This window comes from Xanthomonas sp. D-36-1 (genome assembly GCF_017746155.1).
GTDB lineage: Bacteria > Pseudomonadota > Gammaproteobacteria > Xanthomonadales > Xanthomonadaceae > Xanthomonas > Xanthomonas cissicola.
In genome coordinates, this window is record NZ_JAGHWR010000048.1 from 1 (window position 1) to 15,255 (window position 15,255).

A 15,255-nucleotide genomic window follows, 5' to 3' on the forward strand; every position below is an offset into this window, starting at 1 on the left:
CGGCGATGGGGAGCGTGCGTCTGTGAACCGGGAAATTCCCGCGGAAAGCGCCAGAAATGGCGAAATTCCGAAGTTCCAAAAGCCACTCTTCGGAACGACGCCACCTTCCGCCCTGTCAGGTCTCGTTGTTCAGACCTTCCCTAGCGCGCGTCATGCGCGGCGATATGCGCGCCAAGCGCTGTGCACCGCTGCCAAACAAGGCATGCGCTGCGCGCCCGCACAACGCGCGCAACGCAGGCATCGTTTCGCATCCCGGCGGTACTTTTCGCCTAATTTGCGAATTGTCATATGCCACGCGCTTTACTGGCCGCCCGCCGCGTTTTCGAGGTCATCATGCGTATCGGTCCTCTGCAACCTTCTGTCGCGCACACTGCTGCGGCGGCATTACCAGCGCACACCAGTGCGATCAGCCCGACGCAGGTGCCGCACATGCCGGGCGACACCCCGCCACTGCGAGAACGGCCGCGTCGCCGCGCCGGCAGCGTGCCCCCGCTGGTGCCACTGAACGACAGCGCGATGACCGGCAAGCCGGCCCTGGTGGCGCTCGACAGCGAATTCTCCGAGCAGCGCCTGGCCGAAGTGCAGGCGCGCCAGATCACCGTGCAGACACTGCAAACCAAGCTTGCCACGCATCTTGCGCAGGCCGGCACGGCGCTCAAACCCGACAGCATTGCGGCACGCTTTGCCGCCGGGACACTGGAACCGGTGTATCTGGATACCGCCGCCTTCAGTGCCATGTCGCGCGGAATGCCCGCACGCGCACGTGCGGCGGCAGACCCGGTGCTGATCGACGCGCAGCAGGGTCGCATCATCTTCAATCTGCAGCGCGCGTTTGCGCCTGGCGACAGTTTCAGCGACGCGGCGCTTGCCGCACTTGGCAAGCAGTTGAATCTTTCCGGCCACGGGCTGGCGACGCCGAACTGGCTGCAGCCTGCCGCACGCGCGCCGGGGCGGCGCAAGTTGCAGCAAGCCGCGCGCTACCACGGCCACGAGGTGCCGGCCCGCGACGGTGGCGCCGGGTTCTTCAAGGCCAACGACCATCGTCTGCTGGAAGGCAAGCAAGCGCTGTTGCGCAATCATCGAAAATCGCTCGTGCACGACCACTACTTCGAAGCACCCAGCACGCGTGCGTTCGGAAAGGACGTCATGGTGCATCGCGGGCTGTTCGATAACCACGCCGGCATCCCGGAAAACTCGCTGGCATCCATCGATCATGCCTACGAGCAGGGCTACCGCAATCTGGAGCTGGACGTCGAAGTCAGTGCCGATGGCGTGCCGGTGTTGATGCACGATTTCAGTGTTGGCCGAATGGCAGGCGACCCGCAGAACCGATTGGTGTCGCAGCTTCCGTTCGCCGAGCTGCGCGAAATGCCGCTGGTGATTCGCAACCCGTCTGACGGTAACTACGTCAAGACCGACCAGACCATCGCCGGCGTGGAGCAGATGCTGGAGCACGTGCTCAAAAAGCCCGAACCGATGTCGGTAGCGCTGGATTGCAAGGAAAATACCGGCGAAGCGGTGGCGATGCTGCTGATGCGCCGGCCGGACTTGCGCAAGGCTGCGGCGATCAAGGTCTATGCCAAGTACTACACGGGCGGCTTTGACCAATTCCTGTCCAATTTGTACAAGCACTACCAGATCAACCCGTTGCACTCGCAGGACGCGCCGCGCCGCGCCGCGCTGGATCGCTTGCTGGCCAAGATCAACGTGGTGCCGGTCTTGAGCCAGGGCATGTTGAACGATGAGCGCTTGCGTGGCTTCTTTCACAGCAATGAGCAGGGCGCCGAAGGACTCGCAGACACCGCAATGCAGTGGCTGGACAGCTGGACCAAGATGCGCCCGGTGATCGTGGAGGCGGTGGCCACCGACGACAGCGATGCCGGCAAGGCCATGGAAGCGGCTCGGGCGCGGATGCGCCAGCCTGACTCGGCCTACGCAAAGGCCGCGTATTCGGTGAGCTACCGGTATGAGGACTTTTCCGTACCGCGCGCCAATCACGACAAGGACTACTATGTTTACCGCAACTTCGGTGAGCTTCAAAAGCTCACCGACGAGGGCTTCGGCGTCAAGCGCACCACGGCCGGTGCGTTTCGCGATGATGGCGAAAGCCTGTTGACCGATCAGCCCGAGGCGGAATTGCTCGCCATCCTGGAAAACCGCACGCTGGCCCGGGGCCATACCGGCAACGAACTCGACGTGCCGCCGGAAACGCCCATCGATATCAACCGGGACGCCGAGATCGTGCAGCAGCGAACCCGGCAATTCCAGGCCAGTTCCATCCCCGCCGACCCGAACCACATCGCCGCGGTTCGCGAAGGCAAACAACACGATCACACTGCAGACATGGTGAATGACCCTGCGGCAGCGCGTGCGTTGGACAAGCGCGCCAAAGCGCTTGGCGTGCTGACCGACAAATACCGTGGCGCTCCTGTGACTCACTACCTCAATGAGCAGGCCAGGCAGACCGAGACGGATTGAGCCTTCTAACCTCACCGCCCCGATTGGCAGGTCGAGCGCTTGGGGCGGCATGCAGGCGCCCCAAGCCACGGTCGGGCAACGTCAGGACTTGCGAGAGCTCATGCACCTGCACCGGCAAGCCAGCGCCCGAGCGATGGGGCGCCTGAGCAGGCGCGCTGCAGGGCACTGCATCCACGTGCCGCTGCGTGCGATGTCGCGTTACATGCATCTGCATCCGCACTTGCCTCCCATCGATGCATCGGTGGAGGCAAGTGCGTGATCTCTTCGGAGTAACCCCGCAGCCGCCTGCAGTGCGCCACCACTGCATTGGATGCTTTCCATCGCAAGCATTCATCCATGGCAGACGCGCCATATGCGCGTCACGCCGCAATGAATGACCGGACGGGTGGTCGTGGATTGCACAACGTGCGCCGAGCGCCCTGTAGTGGGGTCAGTCAAGCCGACGTTCTGCCCCGCACCACCGACTCACCGCAACCGCATGACCCCATCAAGGCGTGCACGCCAACGTCAGCGCATTGCGCTCCTGCGCGTCCACCGCCACCAACCGTTGCATCAGTAGCGACAGCGTCACCACATCCTGATGGTTGTGCTCGGCCACGCGGCGCAGGTTGCGCGCGCTGCCGCCACGCAGGTAACTCAACCAGGCCGCCGGGGCCTCGGAGCCGGGCAGGTCGTCTTCGCGTACCACGCGCAGCAGTTGCCGTTCGATGGTGGCGAGCTTGCAGTTCTCCCAGGTGCCGCGATAGCGCCGGCGGGTGGGGAACAGCAGGTCCACATGGTCCAGTGCAGAAAGCGGGTCGCCGCGACGTGCCAGGCGGTAGCGCGTCTTCAGCAGCGGGGCGTCGTAGCAGCGACCGTTGTAGCTGGACAGCACGGTGCGCGGTGTCAGCCAGGTGCGGAACAGATCCAGCATCGCGCTTTCGGCCGCCATCGTGGACATCATCAATTGACGCACGCGCAGGCCGCTGCCTTGCACGGCATCGACAACCCAATCAGCCACGCCGATCATGAAGGCACGGGTGCCGGTACCGCCGGCCAGCCCGGTGGTTTCGGTATCGAAGAACAGCAGGTCCATCGGGTCGACGGCATCGTCGCGTTTGGCGAAAGCCAGCGAGAGCGCCTCGGTGGGAATCGCCTGCGGCAGGAACGCCTGGATCAGATGCAGGCCGGGCGCGATCTCGTTGCCGGGCAGAGATCGGTCGGTGGATGGCGCGCGGACCGGTGCGTGCGCCGAGACCGCGCGCTCGCGCAGGCCGATCATCTTGCGCAGGCCGGCGATATCGGTGCGGCGTTGTACCGGATGTACCGGCGACGTCGAGGCGGGCGATGCCGTCGTTGGGCCGCGCCCTGTCGGCCACTGGCTTGCGCTATCCGTATCCACAGCGATGATTGCATCGACATCGACATCGACATCGACATCGACATCGACAGTCGACGGCAGCGCCGGCTTGTGGCGCACGTCGTGCTCCACCCACGCAAATACCGATGCGTCGCGCGCAGGCGGTGCAGGTATGGGCGACTGCAAGGCGCGGGGCGTGCGTGTTGATGCGGCGCATGCCTCGTTGGGGTGGCCGGCCACGGCGCCATGACGTGCAGCCGCGTTCTCTCGCAGCGGCGGGCGCGCAGCAGGTAACGCGGCGCTGGGGACCGCGGCCCGCTGTGCGCGTGTCGGCATGACCGCATCGGCCTTGCGCGCGGCAGGCGTCAGCCCGCCAACCTGACGGCGCAGCAGGCGCAGACGTTCGGCGCTGACACCCGGTGCATGCCCAGGCGCAGGCATCGTGCCCTGCGTGTCCGTGCCGGCAGCCGGCGGCGCAACCTCACCGACAGGCGCAGCATCCACGGCCTTCGCATCCACCGCCGCCGCATCGTGTAGCGCATCGCCGTCATCAGCCACCACCGGCGCACGCACATCCGCCTGCCCGGCCTGACGCCGCAGCAAGCGCAGCCGGTCCGCACTCACACTCATGCAAGCACGTCCAGCGCCAGGTCCTCGTCCACCTGCGCGGCATGCCGCAACGGCGCATCGGCATCGAACAACAACGCCAGCACCGTCAGTGCCAGCGACTTGGGCGATTCGCCCTTGGCGGCTTCGTGCGCGGCCAGCACCGGGCCCACGCAGGCCGGGCAACCGGCGCTGCAATCGCACCGCCGCACCAACTCGTCCGCGCGCTGCAGCAGCTCGGCCTGGCGCAGCCACAGCGGCTCGCTCAAGCCCACCCCGCCAGGGAAGTTGTCGTACAGATAGACCGTGGGTACGAACGCCTGCTGCAATTCCACCGTGGCCGCATCGCCTTCTTCCGCGCCGCGCAGTTGCCCACGCCCGGTCTGGTCGGCCACCGCAAACCAGGCGCCGTCGCCATTGCCCACGGCCTTTTGCAGATCGCGCGCATCGGCCATCACCGCCACCGTGGCGACCACGTGCAGCGCGTAGGCAGCACCGAGGAAGCCATCCAGCGCATCCTGCTTGGACGCAAAGGCCTTGCCCAAGGTCGCCTGCGGCAACTGCCACCACACCGCGGTGGTGTGCAATTCCTGGTCGGGCAGGTTCACCGGCCCGTAACCGATGTTTTCATGCGTGTAGTAGCGGATCTTCTTGTAGCCGGACACGCGCCGCACCACATGCACTTCGCCATGGTGCGAGTTGCCACGGCCGGCCACGCCGCCGTCGAAGCGGTCCAGCACCTTGAGCTTGGTGTAGTCGATGCTATCGGTGTAGTAGTCCACATGCGTGCGCGTCACATACGCCTTGCGGCCTTCCCAGTCCAGTCGCTCCACCTGGTACGGCGTGCTCTGCACCATGTGGATGGCGCCTTCGTACAAGGTGAGCGCAGCGGCCGAATAATCCACCTCGGCGATGATCTGCTGCTTGCCGTCGCTCTTGTCCACCACCACGAAGTTGCCATCGGCCACCGAGCGCAGGCTCACCGCATTGGCCGGGTAGCTGTCGGCGATCCATTCCCAGCGATCGCCTTCCTGGTGGATCACCTCGCTTTCGGCCAGCGCTTCCAAAAAGACCAGCGGGTCGATCGGGCCGAATGGCTCGTCGGCGATGAACGGCAGCTCGAATGCCGCGCAACGGATGTGATCGAACAGGATCAGCGGCTGATCCGGCGCGGTACGCGCATGTTCGGGCGAGGCATCGGCGAAGAAATCCGGATGCCGCACCACGTACTGGTCCAGCGGTTGTGAACTTGCCACCAGTACGCCGAGCGCCGGTTGCTGGCGACGCCCGGCGCGGCCGAAGCGCTGCCACGTCGCGGCCACGCTGCCGGGATAACCGTTGAGGATCACCACGTCCAGCGCACCGATATCCACGCCCAGTTCCAGCGCTGAGGTGGAAATGATGCCGTCGATCGTGCCCGCACGCATCGCACGCTCTACCTCGCGGCGCTCGGTGGGCAGATAGCCGCCGCGGTAGGCGCGAATGCGTGCCGGCTTGCGCGGGTCGTGGTCGAAGATGTCCTTCAGATACTTGGTCAGCACTTCCACCATCAGCCGCGTCTGCGCGAACACCAGCGTCTTCAGGCCGCTCTTGATGGCGATACGCGCGATGCGGTTGCTCTGCGAACGCGCCGAGGCACGCAGGCCCAGATCCGCATTGACCACCGGCGGGTTCCACAACAGCACATGCTTGTCGCCGGTGGGCGCGCCGGATTCGGTGATGGCATGCACCTGCTCTTCGATCAAGGCCTGCGCGTGCGCATGCGGGTTGCCGATGGTGGCCGAGCACAGGATGAATTGAGGCGTGGCGCCATAGAACGCGCAGATGCGCTTGAGCCGGCGCAGCACGTTGGTGACGTGGCTGCCGAACACGCCGCGGTAGGTGTGGATCTCGTCGATCACCACATAGCGCAGGTTTTCGAAGAACTGCGCCCACTTGGTGTGATGCGGCAGGATCGCCTGATGCAGCATGTCCGGGTTGCTCACCACGATGTCGCCATGCAGCCGAATCGCCTGGCGCGCATCGCCGGGCGTGTCGCCATCGAAGGTGAAGGCTTTCACGCCCAGCTCGCCGGCGCGGTTCAACTCCAGCAGCTCGGCCACCTGGTCCTGCGCCAGCGCCTTGGTCGGGAACAGGTACAAGGCCTTGGCGCCGCTGGTCATCGCCGCGCTCACCACCGGCAGCGTGTAGCACAGCGATTTGCCCGAGGCGGTGGGCGTCACGATCGCCACATGCTCGCCGCGCTGTGTCGCCGCCCAGGCATCGGCCTGGTGGCTGTAGAGCTGGCTGATGCCGCGCGCGCGCAAGGCGTCGGCCAGCGCCCCGGGCACATCGTCGGGAATCGGCGCATAGCGGCCCGCGCGCCCGGGGATGGTGAAGCTGCCGGTGATGCGGTCGTGGTAGCGCCGTTCCAGGCGCTGCGTAAGCAGTGCGCCATCGCGGCTGGGCCGGCCATCGGTGGTGGCCAGCGCGCGTTCGGCGGTTTCGGTGCGGGGAGCGAGGGCAAACGGAGGCATACGGCAAAGGCTCCCAAAGCGGGAGATCAAACGAAAAGGATGTCTCAGGGTATGAGACCGGCGCGCCGGCGCCCAGCCTGCCTCACTGAGCGGATTCAGCAAGCCGGGTATCCTGTCGCCCCCACAACGTCACGGCTGCCTTGCACGCTATGGGGATCCCCCACACCGAAGAAACGCCGTGCCCGTGCCTGCCAACGTCACTGCTCCGCATTACAAGTCCGTTTCTGCCCGTCGCGCCGATATCGCGGTACATGCCGCCGGCCTGTTGCTGGCCATCGTCGGCGGCGCCTGGATGGTGGTGCGCGCGCACGCCAACCAGACCATGCTGCTGGCCACCTGCATCTATGCGCTGGGGCTGCTGGTGATGTTCGCCTGTTCGGCGGCCTACAACTTCGCCCCGCCGCAGCGCCAACCGATGCTGCGCAAGTTCGATCACGCCGGCATCTTCGTCATGATCGCCGGCTCCTACACGCCGTTCTTCCTGGTGGCACTGGACGGCACCTGGCGCTGGGTGATGATCCTCAGCGTCTGGTGCGTGGCCTTGTTCGGCGTGTTCGCCAAGCTATGCCTGCCCGGCATCGCCAAGGGCTTCTGGGTGGCGATCTATCTGCTGCTGGGCTGGGCCGGCATCGTGGTGATCAACCAGATGATCGCCGGGCTGGACAGCGCGGTGCTATGGCTCATCGTTGCCGGCGGCGCCTTCTACACCGTGGGCGTGGCGTTCTACGTGCGCAAATCCATGGTCTACAACCGCGCCATCTGGCACGCCCATGTGCTGGGCGGCGCACTGTCGCACTGGTGCGCCATCTGGCTGTGCCTGCGGCCGTTGGCGGAGGGGTGACCACGCAGTGTGGCGTCCTCGGGCCGGCCGCTTGCCTGGCCCGAAGTGATACTTTAATGTCACTGCATGCGCACCGAACTTGTCACCACGCTCAAGCGTCAGGCGACCGAACTCCTTGCAGCTGCAGAGCGCGACAAGGAGCCAATCCTGATCACACAGCACGGTTTACCCAGTGCTTATCTGGTGGATGTTGCCAGCTATGAGCGCATGCAGCAGCGCATTGCGCTCCTCGAAGGAATCGCCCGGGGAGAAATGGCAGTCGCGGACGGCCGTACGCTGAGCCATGAACAGGCACAGCAACGCATGGCGCGATGGCTGAAATAATCTGGTCGGTGCCGGCATTGGCTGATCTGGACGCAATCGCCGACTACATCGCAATCGATAACGCACCCGCTGCAGCGGCGCTGGTGAAACGGGTGTTCGCGCACGTTGAGCAATTGATTGAACACCCGGACAGCGGAAGCCGGCCACAGGAACTCAAGCGCTCGCGCTATCGCCAGATTGTCGAACCACCTTGCCGCGTGTTCTACCGCGTGGATGGGCAGCGCATCGTGGTGGCGCACGTAATGCGGTCGGAGCGCGCGCTTCGCGGGAACCGTCTTTCACGCTGAGAGCGGCCAACAAAACCACGGCACAGCCGCCAGGCAGGCGCGGCCGGTGCTCGGTGCAGCATGCACCACGCCGACACTCCGGTTGTGAGTGCGCCGTCCCCATCCAGCTGACGACTGCTCGCCACCGTCTGTTAGCCGCTCTACGGCCGGCAGGCACTCCAAGCGCCTGCCGCATCCCATCATTCCACCACGCGCGGTGCCAACAGGTCGTCCAATCCCACACGGTGCAGCATCTCTGCACGCAGGCGATCGAGGACCGCAAAGCCCACGTCGGCGCCATCGCCCGCCGGGTCGATATGCACCCGGAACGGCCGCTTGCCGAACGGTGTGTCCACCACCTGCACGATCGCCTGCGCCACCTCGGCCACGTCGGCGTCTTCGGGCACCAGGCGCGCAAACGCCTGCTGCACCTGCTCGCCAAAGCCTGCATACGGGCCGGCCTCGTACGCAGCGGCGCGCGCGGCATCGTCCGGCGTACCGGCATGGGCGAAGTGGTTGGTGCCCTTGGTGAAGGCGCCGGGCACGATGATCGAGGTTTCGATGCCCCAGCGCGCCAACTCGCGTGCGTACTGCACCGCCAGCGCATCCATCGCCGCCTTGGCCGCGAAATAGGGGCCCAGATACGGCGGTGTGCCGCCTGCCGAGCTGCTGCTGGACACCCACACCAACAGGCCCTGCTGCTGTGCCCGCAATTGCGGCAATGCCGCGCGGTTGACCCGCTGCGTGCCCAGCACGTTGATGTCGTAGACCTGCGCCAGCTGTTCGGCGGTGAACGCTTCGGCCGGGCCGAACACCATGTGCCCGGCGTTGTGCACCACCACGTCCAGCCCACCGGCCTGCGCCACGATGGATGCCACCGCCGCGTCGGCCGAGGCCTGCGATTGCACGTCCAGCTCTAGCGCGTGCAAGGCCAGCTGCTGCTTGCCCGCCAACTCGGCCATCTCCTGCGCCACGCCGGCATTGCGGCCGGCGGTATCGCGCATGGAGGCGTAGACGGTGTGCCCGGCGGCGGCCAGCGCTTGCGCGGCCAATCGGCCAAAGCCGCTGGACGCGCCAGTCACCAGAATGCGTTTGCTCATGTCATTGCTCCTCGAGGGGAAAACCAGCAGCGTGCGCACTGCCGCGCGCCGCAGCGGGTCAGACCATGCCGCCGTTGGCGCGCAGGACCTGGCCATTGATCCAGCCGCCATCGGGGCCGACCAGGAACGCCACCGCCGCCGCGATGTCTTCCGGGCAGCCAAGACGTTCCAGCGGGTTGGCCTTGGACAAGCGTTCGATCAACTCCGGCGACTTGCCGTCCAGGAACAGCGCCGTGCCGGTCGGGCCAGGCGCCACCGCGTTGACGGTGATGGCACGCCCGCGCAATTCCTTGGACACGATCGCCGTCAGCGTTTCCACTGCCGCCTTGGTGGCCGCATACACCCCGTAGGTTTCCAGCTTCAGGCCGACCACGCTGGTGGACAGGTTGACGATGCGGCCCCCCTCGCGCAGCCGTCGTGCGGCCTGGCGCAGCGTGTTGAAGGTGCCTTTCAGATTGATCGCGATGTGTTTGTCGAACAAGGCATCGTCGCTGTCGGCTAGCGTGGCCAGCTGCATGATGCCGGCGTTGTTGACCAGCACATCCACGCCGCCGAACGCAGTCTCGGCCGCGGCAAACAGGCGCTCGACGGCGGCCGGGTCGCTGACATCGGCCTGCACGCTGACCGCGCGGCCACCGTCCGCTTCGATGCTGCGCACCAGTCGATCGGCCTCATCCGCATGGCCGGCGTAATTGAGCACCACGGCAAAGCCATCGCCGGCCAATCGCTGCGCGATGGCAGCGCCAATACCACGCGAGGCTCCGGTCACCAATGCAACTTTATGCTGCTGAGTCATGCACGTTCTTCCGTCATGCCGCGGGCTGCGGCGTTGCGGAAACTATCCAATGCAATGACACGGCGATCATCACACTAAACTGCACAGCATTGTTTCCAGCGCCCGAACAGTAGGCAGGGAGTGCCATGGATCGATTCGATGCCATGCGGTTGTTCGTGCGGATCGTGGAGCGGCGCAGCTTCACCGCAGCGGCCAACGACATGCAAATTCCGCGCTCTACCGCCACCAAGGTCATCGCCGAGATGGAAGCGCGCCTGGGCGTGCGCCTGCTACAGCGCACCACGCGCGTGGTGCGGCCCACGCTCGATGGCGAGCTCTTCCATCAACGCTGCATGCGCATCCTCGACGACGTGGACGATGCCGAAGGCGGCTTCCGCGGCGTGGCACCCAAGGGGCTGTTGCGGGTGGAAGTGCAGGGCACGCTGGCGCGGCACTTCCTGCTGCCCGGGTTGCCGGCGTTCTTTGCGCACTACCCGCAGATCCAGCTGGTGATGAGCGAGAGCGACCGCTGGGTGGATCTGGTGGAAGAAGGCATCGACTGCGTGCTGCGCTATGGCCCGCTGCGCGACAGCGAACTGGTCGCACGCCGCGTGGCCATGCTCGAACGCCTCACCTGCGCCACGCCGCAATACCTGCGACGTTTCGGCCTGCCTGCGCAGCTGGAAGCGCTGGACCAACATCGCATGGTCGGCTTGCGTTCGATCACCACCGGCGTGGTCACGCCGCTGGAGTTCCAGACCGCGCAGGGGTTGCGTACCTTCGCATTGCCCAGCCCGCTCAGCGTCACCGGTACCGAGAGCTATCTGGCCGGCATCCGGCTTGGCCTGGGCATCGCGCAGGTGCCGCGCTTCCATGTGGCGCACGACCTGCAGCAAGGCACGCTGGTGGAAATCCTGCGCGACACCCCGCCGCCCTCCAACCCGGTGTCGCTGCTGTATTCCCGCGCCCGCCAGCTGTCGCCACGGGTGCGCGTGTTTCTGGACTGGGCCGCTGGCGAATTTGCCAAACAGGCGGGCGTGGCGCAGCCAGTCGGCTAATCGCATCGGCGGGCTTTGTAGTGCGCAACCGGCGTGGCAGCAAGCAGGTGATTGGCATCGGCAACACGGCGCGCGGCGGCAACCTGCACCATCCGCGCATCGCTGCCTGCCATCATCGGCCGCCATGCACCGCGTGCCGGAGCGCTGCAGGCACCGGACGATGCGGCGGTGTGCCGCATCGGCATCGCATGGGCACTGCACCTGCGTTGACGCCTCACCGCTGTGGCACGCGCACACCCACACCAAACCCTTGCATCGGCAGACACGGTTCTTCAGGCGCGCGCCGCTGCACCCACATATCGCCCATCATCCGGTCCAGCCCACGGTCCAATCCAGTTACCAACCCGGCGCCCGGGGTAAAGGTGAGTTCGCCGAAATACACCTGCCCGTGCTGGATATACCAATCCACCCGCACATAGTCGAAATCGCTGGCCAGCACCTTGCTCAGTTCCAGTGCCTGCTCGAGAAGTTCCGGCGCACACGGCGGCGCGCGACCGTCGTCGCGGATGCGGTGAAAGGCATCGTGCAAGTTGCCGACGAAAAACGTCATCGACAATTTCGGCGTGTCGAAGCGGCCGTAAATCACCTGCAGGACGTACTTGAAGGTGCCGTCGGCCTGGCGAAACATGTGGAACTTGTAGTCCACCGGCACTTGCTGTGCATCGCCGATGTATTTTTCCACCAGAATGCGTGGCGGAATATCGCGGTAATGGATCTCGCGCACCATGGCGGAAAAATCCGTGCGCATCCATTGGCCGCAACGCGCGATGATGCGGCGTTTCTGCTGCGCATCCGGCTCTTCGCGCACAACTTCCACCATGGCCGCGCCGTGGTTGGCCTTGATCACCGTCTGCTTCCACTGCGGCAAGCGCAGCAAGTCCTGCGGATCGGTGGTGTCCAGCAATAGCGGGATCAGATGCGCCTCGCCGATCTTGGCCGCCACATACGGCCGCACCGCAAACTTGTCGGCCAACCGCTGATATTGCAGGTAATCACCGTGCACACACTTGCGGTAGAGGATCTTCTCGTTGAAGCATTTCGGCGCGTACAGATCCGGCAGGCGCCCAAACGTATGCAGGAAGTACAGCCGGTCCTGGTGCCGCCAGGGCAGCGTACGCACCAGGCTGCGCGCGCCCTTGCGCAGCAGGCGCTTGAGGTTGGCCGCATCTGCCGCGGTGCGCGGTAATGCGGCCGGGCGGGCAGTGCCCACGGCCAATGCTGGCAGCAACGCGGCCCATGGCTGCCCTGCGGCCCCATGCGCGCCCATCGGCTGCGTCTGCAGCCCCATCCCGTTCTCGGCCATATCCAGATCCCTCTTCCGTTATAAAGTGAGACTTTCATCACATTTATACGTGATGTTAGTCGCGGTATGCGGAAAAAGTGAGACGAGAGTTGCGAAACGTCTCAAGCGACCTGATTACGCAAACATCGCGTTGCTTTTGGCTTAAAACAGCCGAATTCCGCGTCTTGTTGCGTCTGCTTTGATGCACTGCAGGAGCCAGCGCGAGCGTCCGCGCCGGTTGAGTGCGTATGGACGTAAACACATGGGAAAAACCGGACTGAGTCGTGTGGTGAGTGCTCGCCAATACCCGAGGATTTCAGTACGCGCCCGCATTCAACGCAGCACGTTGTCGCGTGCTGATTGGCCTGTGTCAGTCGACGTCGAAGCTGGTAGACGCTGTTGTACAGATCGACGTGGATTGCTTGCGCGGTGCGCGGTCGACAGCCTGGCTTACACACCCGGTTGCATCTCGCGCAGCTGTCTTGACCGCGTCATTGCCGCCACGCAAGGTGCAGGCTCCAAGGAGCAACGCAGATGCGGCGATGTGCCACCCGGCATAGCCCGTACGCCAACAGGGCAGCCTCATGAAATTCGCCAGCATCGCACTGACTGCACTCACTGCGATGGCAGTCAGTAGCTGCACAAATGATGCGCCAACGCCAACGCCAACGCCAACTGCACATGCAGCGTCAGTCGTCGCGCCGACAGCCCACGCGCCCACCGCCAACGCCGCCACGAATGACACGCCGCAGCCACCGGTTACACGCGCAGCGCCGACCCATGCCGACACCACGCCGTCTCTCTGCCAGCCCGGCGCCTATGCCTGCATCGCTGGCGGCCCGCTGCTGGCCACCTCGCAGGCAGAAGCGCACTGGCTGATTGCCCACGGCTACCCATCGCCGGCCGAGCACGCACGCTTGAGCAAGCTGGATCTGGCGCAGTTGCAGGCCGAATCGCAGGCGGGCAACCAGGCCGCCACCGTGTTCTACGGCAGCAAGACCGCACTCAGCGGCCGCTTCCAGAGCGGCGTGGCGATCTTGCGAAAGGCGCAGCCACCGGAACCATCTACGCCTACTACGGGCTGTCCGAGGCCTACCTCGGCGACACCCCGCAAAAGAACCTGGTCGACAGCGCAGCGTATCTGCGGCTTGCCTATCTGCTCGGCGATCGCAAGGCATCGGTAGCGATGGCAGAACGAGGCTTGAGCACAATCGAGAGCATCGCTGCAGACGAGCGCGCGGCAGTGCTGTACCAGACCCTCGCCAAGTCCCCGCGTCCATCTCCACGGCCGTTTGAGTGATGCGACAGGTTGCTGCACGACCCCGGACGCGCGGCCGCGTAGGTTGCATGCGCTACCAGCAAACGGTGACGGTTGCACATCATGACTAGAGCTGCATCATGCAAGCGAGGTCATGACGCGCGAGCATCATCGCCACGCAGCAACGCAGCAACGCAGCAACGCAGGCAGCTGGGCAGACCTGCAAATCGCAATGACGCAGCAGCTGTAGCCTAAATCAGCTGGGTTCGCTACCAGCGGATGCTTTTGCTGCAAACAACCGCGCACCAATCGCGCGCGCTGTGTCGAAGTGCGATTGCGGAAAGCCCGCATCCGGCACTGTCAGCAACTCCGAGGTGCGCACCGTCGCACCGCAAAAATCGAAGATGCCGTGGTTGATCTGCGTTTTCATCGCACCGAAGTAGCCGTGCCGCGCATAGGTGCGCTCGTCCGCACCGCCAATGGCCAGCATGTGCACATCCAGGTGCTGCAGCTTCTTCACGATCTTGCCCTCGGCGCTTTCATCGAACGCCCAGCCCAGCGTAAACACCCGGTCGATCCAGCCTTTGAGTAGCGCCGGAAACGACCACCAGTAAATCGGGAACACCAGCACTAGCGCATCGGCGCGGTCTAGCCGCGCGTGTTCGGCTGCCACATCCTGCGGCGGTGCAGCTTGCTGCTGAAACAGCGCAATGTCGGCCTGGTTGAAGCGCGGGTCGAAACCTTCCTGCGCCAGGTCGGCGACCTCAACCGTATGCGCGGCATCGGATGTCAACACGGCATCGCGCATCCGCGCAGCCACTGCGTGCGTGTGTGAGCATGATTCCGGGTGCGCAACAACAATCAAGGCATGCATTACAAGGGTCTCCAATCGAAATAGCGTCATAGCGTATCTGCGCTTGCTGACTCTCGTACACGCGTGCCATGCGGACTGAGCTGATGCACGAGCCGGTATCCATGCACACGGCCGCGCAACGTTGCGGTGAAGTCCTACCGATTAAAAGCGACGCAGCAGCGCAGCTCTGTGCGCCCACGCATCACCGGCTAGCCGCTGGTAATGCCACCACAGGGCGCCTGCGTCATAGCGGCATCAACACAAGCAAGCGAAGCACCAGGCCAGGCGCCAGTGCCTACGTAATGTGCGGCCCCCGCATCTCACCAGGCATGTAGTTAGGCCAATCGCCACCACCGTGATCGTAAGGCCGATCGCAAAAGCAAATATCCAACTAGTTTTGTGTCTCAACCTTTAGACTTCAGGGAATTCGTCAGTCGCAGCTTGCAGGACTTTTCTTTTCGGCACAATCTTGGCGTCACATAGTTAAGGAAGGTCTGATCAACTCACCGCAGATGCGCGACACTATCGCCTTATGTAGAGGATTCATCCATGCAGCTGA

At 64.7% G+C, this 15,255-nt stretch carries 11 protein-coding genes, 1 other RNA gene and 1 pseudogene; 7 read left to right on the forward strand and 6 right to left on the reverse strand.

Features of this window, described 5'->3' with window-relative positions; translation table 11 throughout:
• The first annotated feature begins 288 nt into the window (after window positions 1-288).
• The gene (gene avrBs2, locus J7367_RS14520; protein ID WP_057663405.1) at window positions 289-2,478 is read left to right on the forward strand and encodes a type III secretion system effector avirulence protein AvrBs2; all 2,190 of its coding nucleotides are present in this window, start codon (window positions 289-291) and stop codon (window positions 2,476-2,478) included.
• Between the two features lie 487 nt (window positions 2,479-2,965).
• Here avrBs2 and J7367_RS14525 read toward each other — a convergent pair whose 3' ends face one another.
• The gene (locus J7367_RS14525; RefSeq protein WP_209028942.1) at window positions 2,966-4,447 is read right to left on the reverse strand and encodes a ribonuclease H-like domain-containing protein; all 1,482 of its coding nucleotides are present in this window, start codon (window positions 4,445-4,447) and stop codon (window positions 2,966-2,968) included.
• On the reverse strand, window positions 4,444-6,939 hold the full coding sequence (locus J7367_RS14530; protein WP_057663399.1) for a DEAD/DEAH box helicase: 2,496 nt from the start codon (window positions 6,937-6,939) through the stop codon (window positions 4,444-4,446). Before J7367_RS14530 ends, J7367_RS14525 begins: the two co-directional genes overlap by 4 nt.
• Before the next feature lie 178 nt (window positions 6,940-7,117).
• Between J7367_RS14530 and J7367_RS14535 the strand changes: the two genes are divergently transcribed.
• The 4 genes from J7367_RS14535 to J7367_RS14550 all read left to right on the forward strand — a co-directional run bounded on the left by J7367_RS14535 (window position 7,118) and on the right by J7367_RS14550 (window position 8,528).
• Entirely contained in the window at window positions 7,118-7,780 is a 663-nt protein-coding gene (locus J7367_RS14535; RefSeq protein WP_029818121.1) for a hemolysin III family protein, read from the forward strand.
• 66 nt (window positions 7,781-7,846) lie between these two features.
• The gene (locus J7367_RS14540) at window positions 7,847-8,104 is read left to right on the forward strand and encodes a type II toxin-antitoxin system Phd/YefM family antitoxin (RefSeq protein ID WP_029818122.1); all 258 of its coding nucleotides are present in this window, start codon (window positions 7,847-7,849) and stop codon (window positions 8,102-8,104) included.
• Complete coding sequence (locus J7367_RS14545; protein WP_057663397.1) at window positions 8,092-8,391, forward strand: type II toxin-antitoxin system RelE/ParE family toxin; 300 nt, start codon at window positions 8,092-8,094, stop codon at window positions 8,389-8,391. The genes J7367_RS14540 and J7367_RS14545 overlap by 13 nt, the downstream gene beginning before the upstream one ends.
• A gap of 60 nt (window positions 8,392-8,451) precedes the next feature.
• Window positions 8,452-8,528, forward strand: a non-coding RNA gene (locus J7367_RS14550) — sX9 sRNA.
• A gap of 42 nt (window positions 8,529-8,570) precedes the next feature.
• Here the strand turns inward: J7367_RS14550 and J7367_RS14555 are convergent.
• Both J7367_RS14555 and J7367_RS14560 read right to left on the reverse strand, forming a co-directional pair.
• Window positions 8,571-9,470, reverse strand: coding sequence for an SDR family NAD(P)-dependent oxidoreductase (locus J7367_RS14555; RefSeq protein WP_057663394.1), 900 nt, complete (start codon window positions 9,468-9,470; stop codon window positions 8,571-8,573).
• Between the two features lie 58 nt (window positions 9,471-9,528).
• Window positions 9,529-10,266 (reverse strand): SDR family oxidoreductase, encoded by a 738-nt coding sequence (locus J7367_RS14560; protein ID WP_057663391.1) that lies wholly within the window; start codon window positions 10,264-10,266, stop codon window positions 9,529-9,531.
• A gap of 125 nt (window positions 10,267-10,391) precedes the next feature.
• Between J7367_RS14560 and J7367_RS14565 the strand changes: the two genes are divergently transcribed.
• Entirely contained in the window at window positions 10,392-11,303 is a 912-nt protein-coding gene (locus tag J7367_RS14565; protein WP_057663388.1) for a LysR family transcriptional regulator, read from the forward strand.
• 214 nt (window positions 11,304-11,517) lie between these two features.
• Here the strand turns inward: J7367_RS14565 and J7367_RS14570 are convergent, their stop codons facing one another.
• A complete protein-coding gene (locus tag J7367_RS14570) occupies window positions 11,518-12,591 on the reverse strand; it encodes an ATP-grasp fold amidoligase family protein (protein ID WP_057663409.1) in 1,074 nt (357 codons plus the stop codon).
• A 578-nt stretch (window positions 12,592-13,169) separates the two neighbouring features.
• Between J7367_RS14570 and J7367_RS14575 the strand changes: the two are divergent.
• Window positions 13,170-13,885, forward strand: a pseudogene (locus J7367_RS14575) (hypothetical protein).
• Between the two features lie 214 nt (window positions 13,886-14,099).
• Here J7367_RS14575 and J7367_RS14580 read toward each other — a convergent pair.
• Complete coding sequence (locus J7367_RS14580; RefSeq protein WP_042675353.1) at window positions 14,100-14,717, reverse strand: NAD(P)H-dependent oxidoreductase; 618 nt, start codon at window positions 14,715-14,717, stop codon at window positions 14,100-14,102.
• Between the last annotated feature and the right edge of the window lie 538 nt (window positions 14,718-15,255).

What these genes read in the sequence shown, in the direction of transcription:
- J7367_RS14530 (WP_057663399.1), bottom strand. Translation starts at nt 6,939, where the DNA reads ATGCCTCCGTTTGCCCTCGCTCCCCGCACCGAAACCGCCGAACGCGCG.
- J7367_RS14540 (WP_029818122.1), top strand. Translation starts at nt 7,847, where the DNA reads ATGCGCACCGAACTTGTCACCACGCTCAAGCGTCAGGCGACCGAACTC.
- J7367_RS14580 (WP_042675353.1), bottom strand. Translation starts at nt 14,717, where the DNA reads ATGCATGCCTTGATTGTTGTTGCGCACCCGGAATCATGCTCACACACG.
- J7367_RS14560 (WP_057663391.1), bottom strand. Translation starts at nt 10,266, where the DNA reads ATGACTCAGCAGCATAAAGTTGCATTGGTGACCGGAGCCTCGCGTGGT.
- J7367_RS14555 (WP_057663394.1), bottom strand. Translation starts at nt 9,470, where the DNA reads ATGAGCAAACGCATTCTGGTGACTGGCGCGTCCAGCGGCTTTGGCCGA.
- J7367_RS14525 (WP_209028942.1), bottom strand. Translation starts at nt 4,447, where the DNA reads ATGAGTGTGAGTGCGGACCGGCTGCGCTTGCTGCGGCGTCAGGCCGGG.
- J7367_RS14545 (WP_057663397.1), top strand. Translation starts at nt 8,092, where the DNA reads ATGGCTGAAATAATCTGGTCGGTGCCGGCATTGGCTGATCTGGACGCA.
- J7367_RS14570 (WP_057663409.1), bottom strand. Translation starts at nt 12,591, where the DNA reads ATGGGGCTGCAGACGCAGCCGATGGGCGCGCATGGGGCCGCAGGGCAG.
- avrBs2 (WP_057663405.1), top strand. Translation starts at nt 289, where the DNA reads ATGCCACGCGCTTTACTGGCCGCCCGCCGCGTTTTCGAGGTCATCATG.
- J7367_RS14565 (WP_057663388.1), top strand. Translation starts at nt 10,392, where the DNA reads ATGGATCGATTCGATGCCATGCGGTTGTTCGTGCGGATCGTGGAGCGG.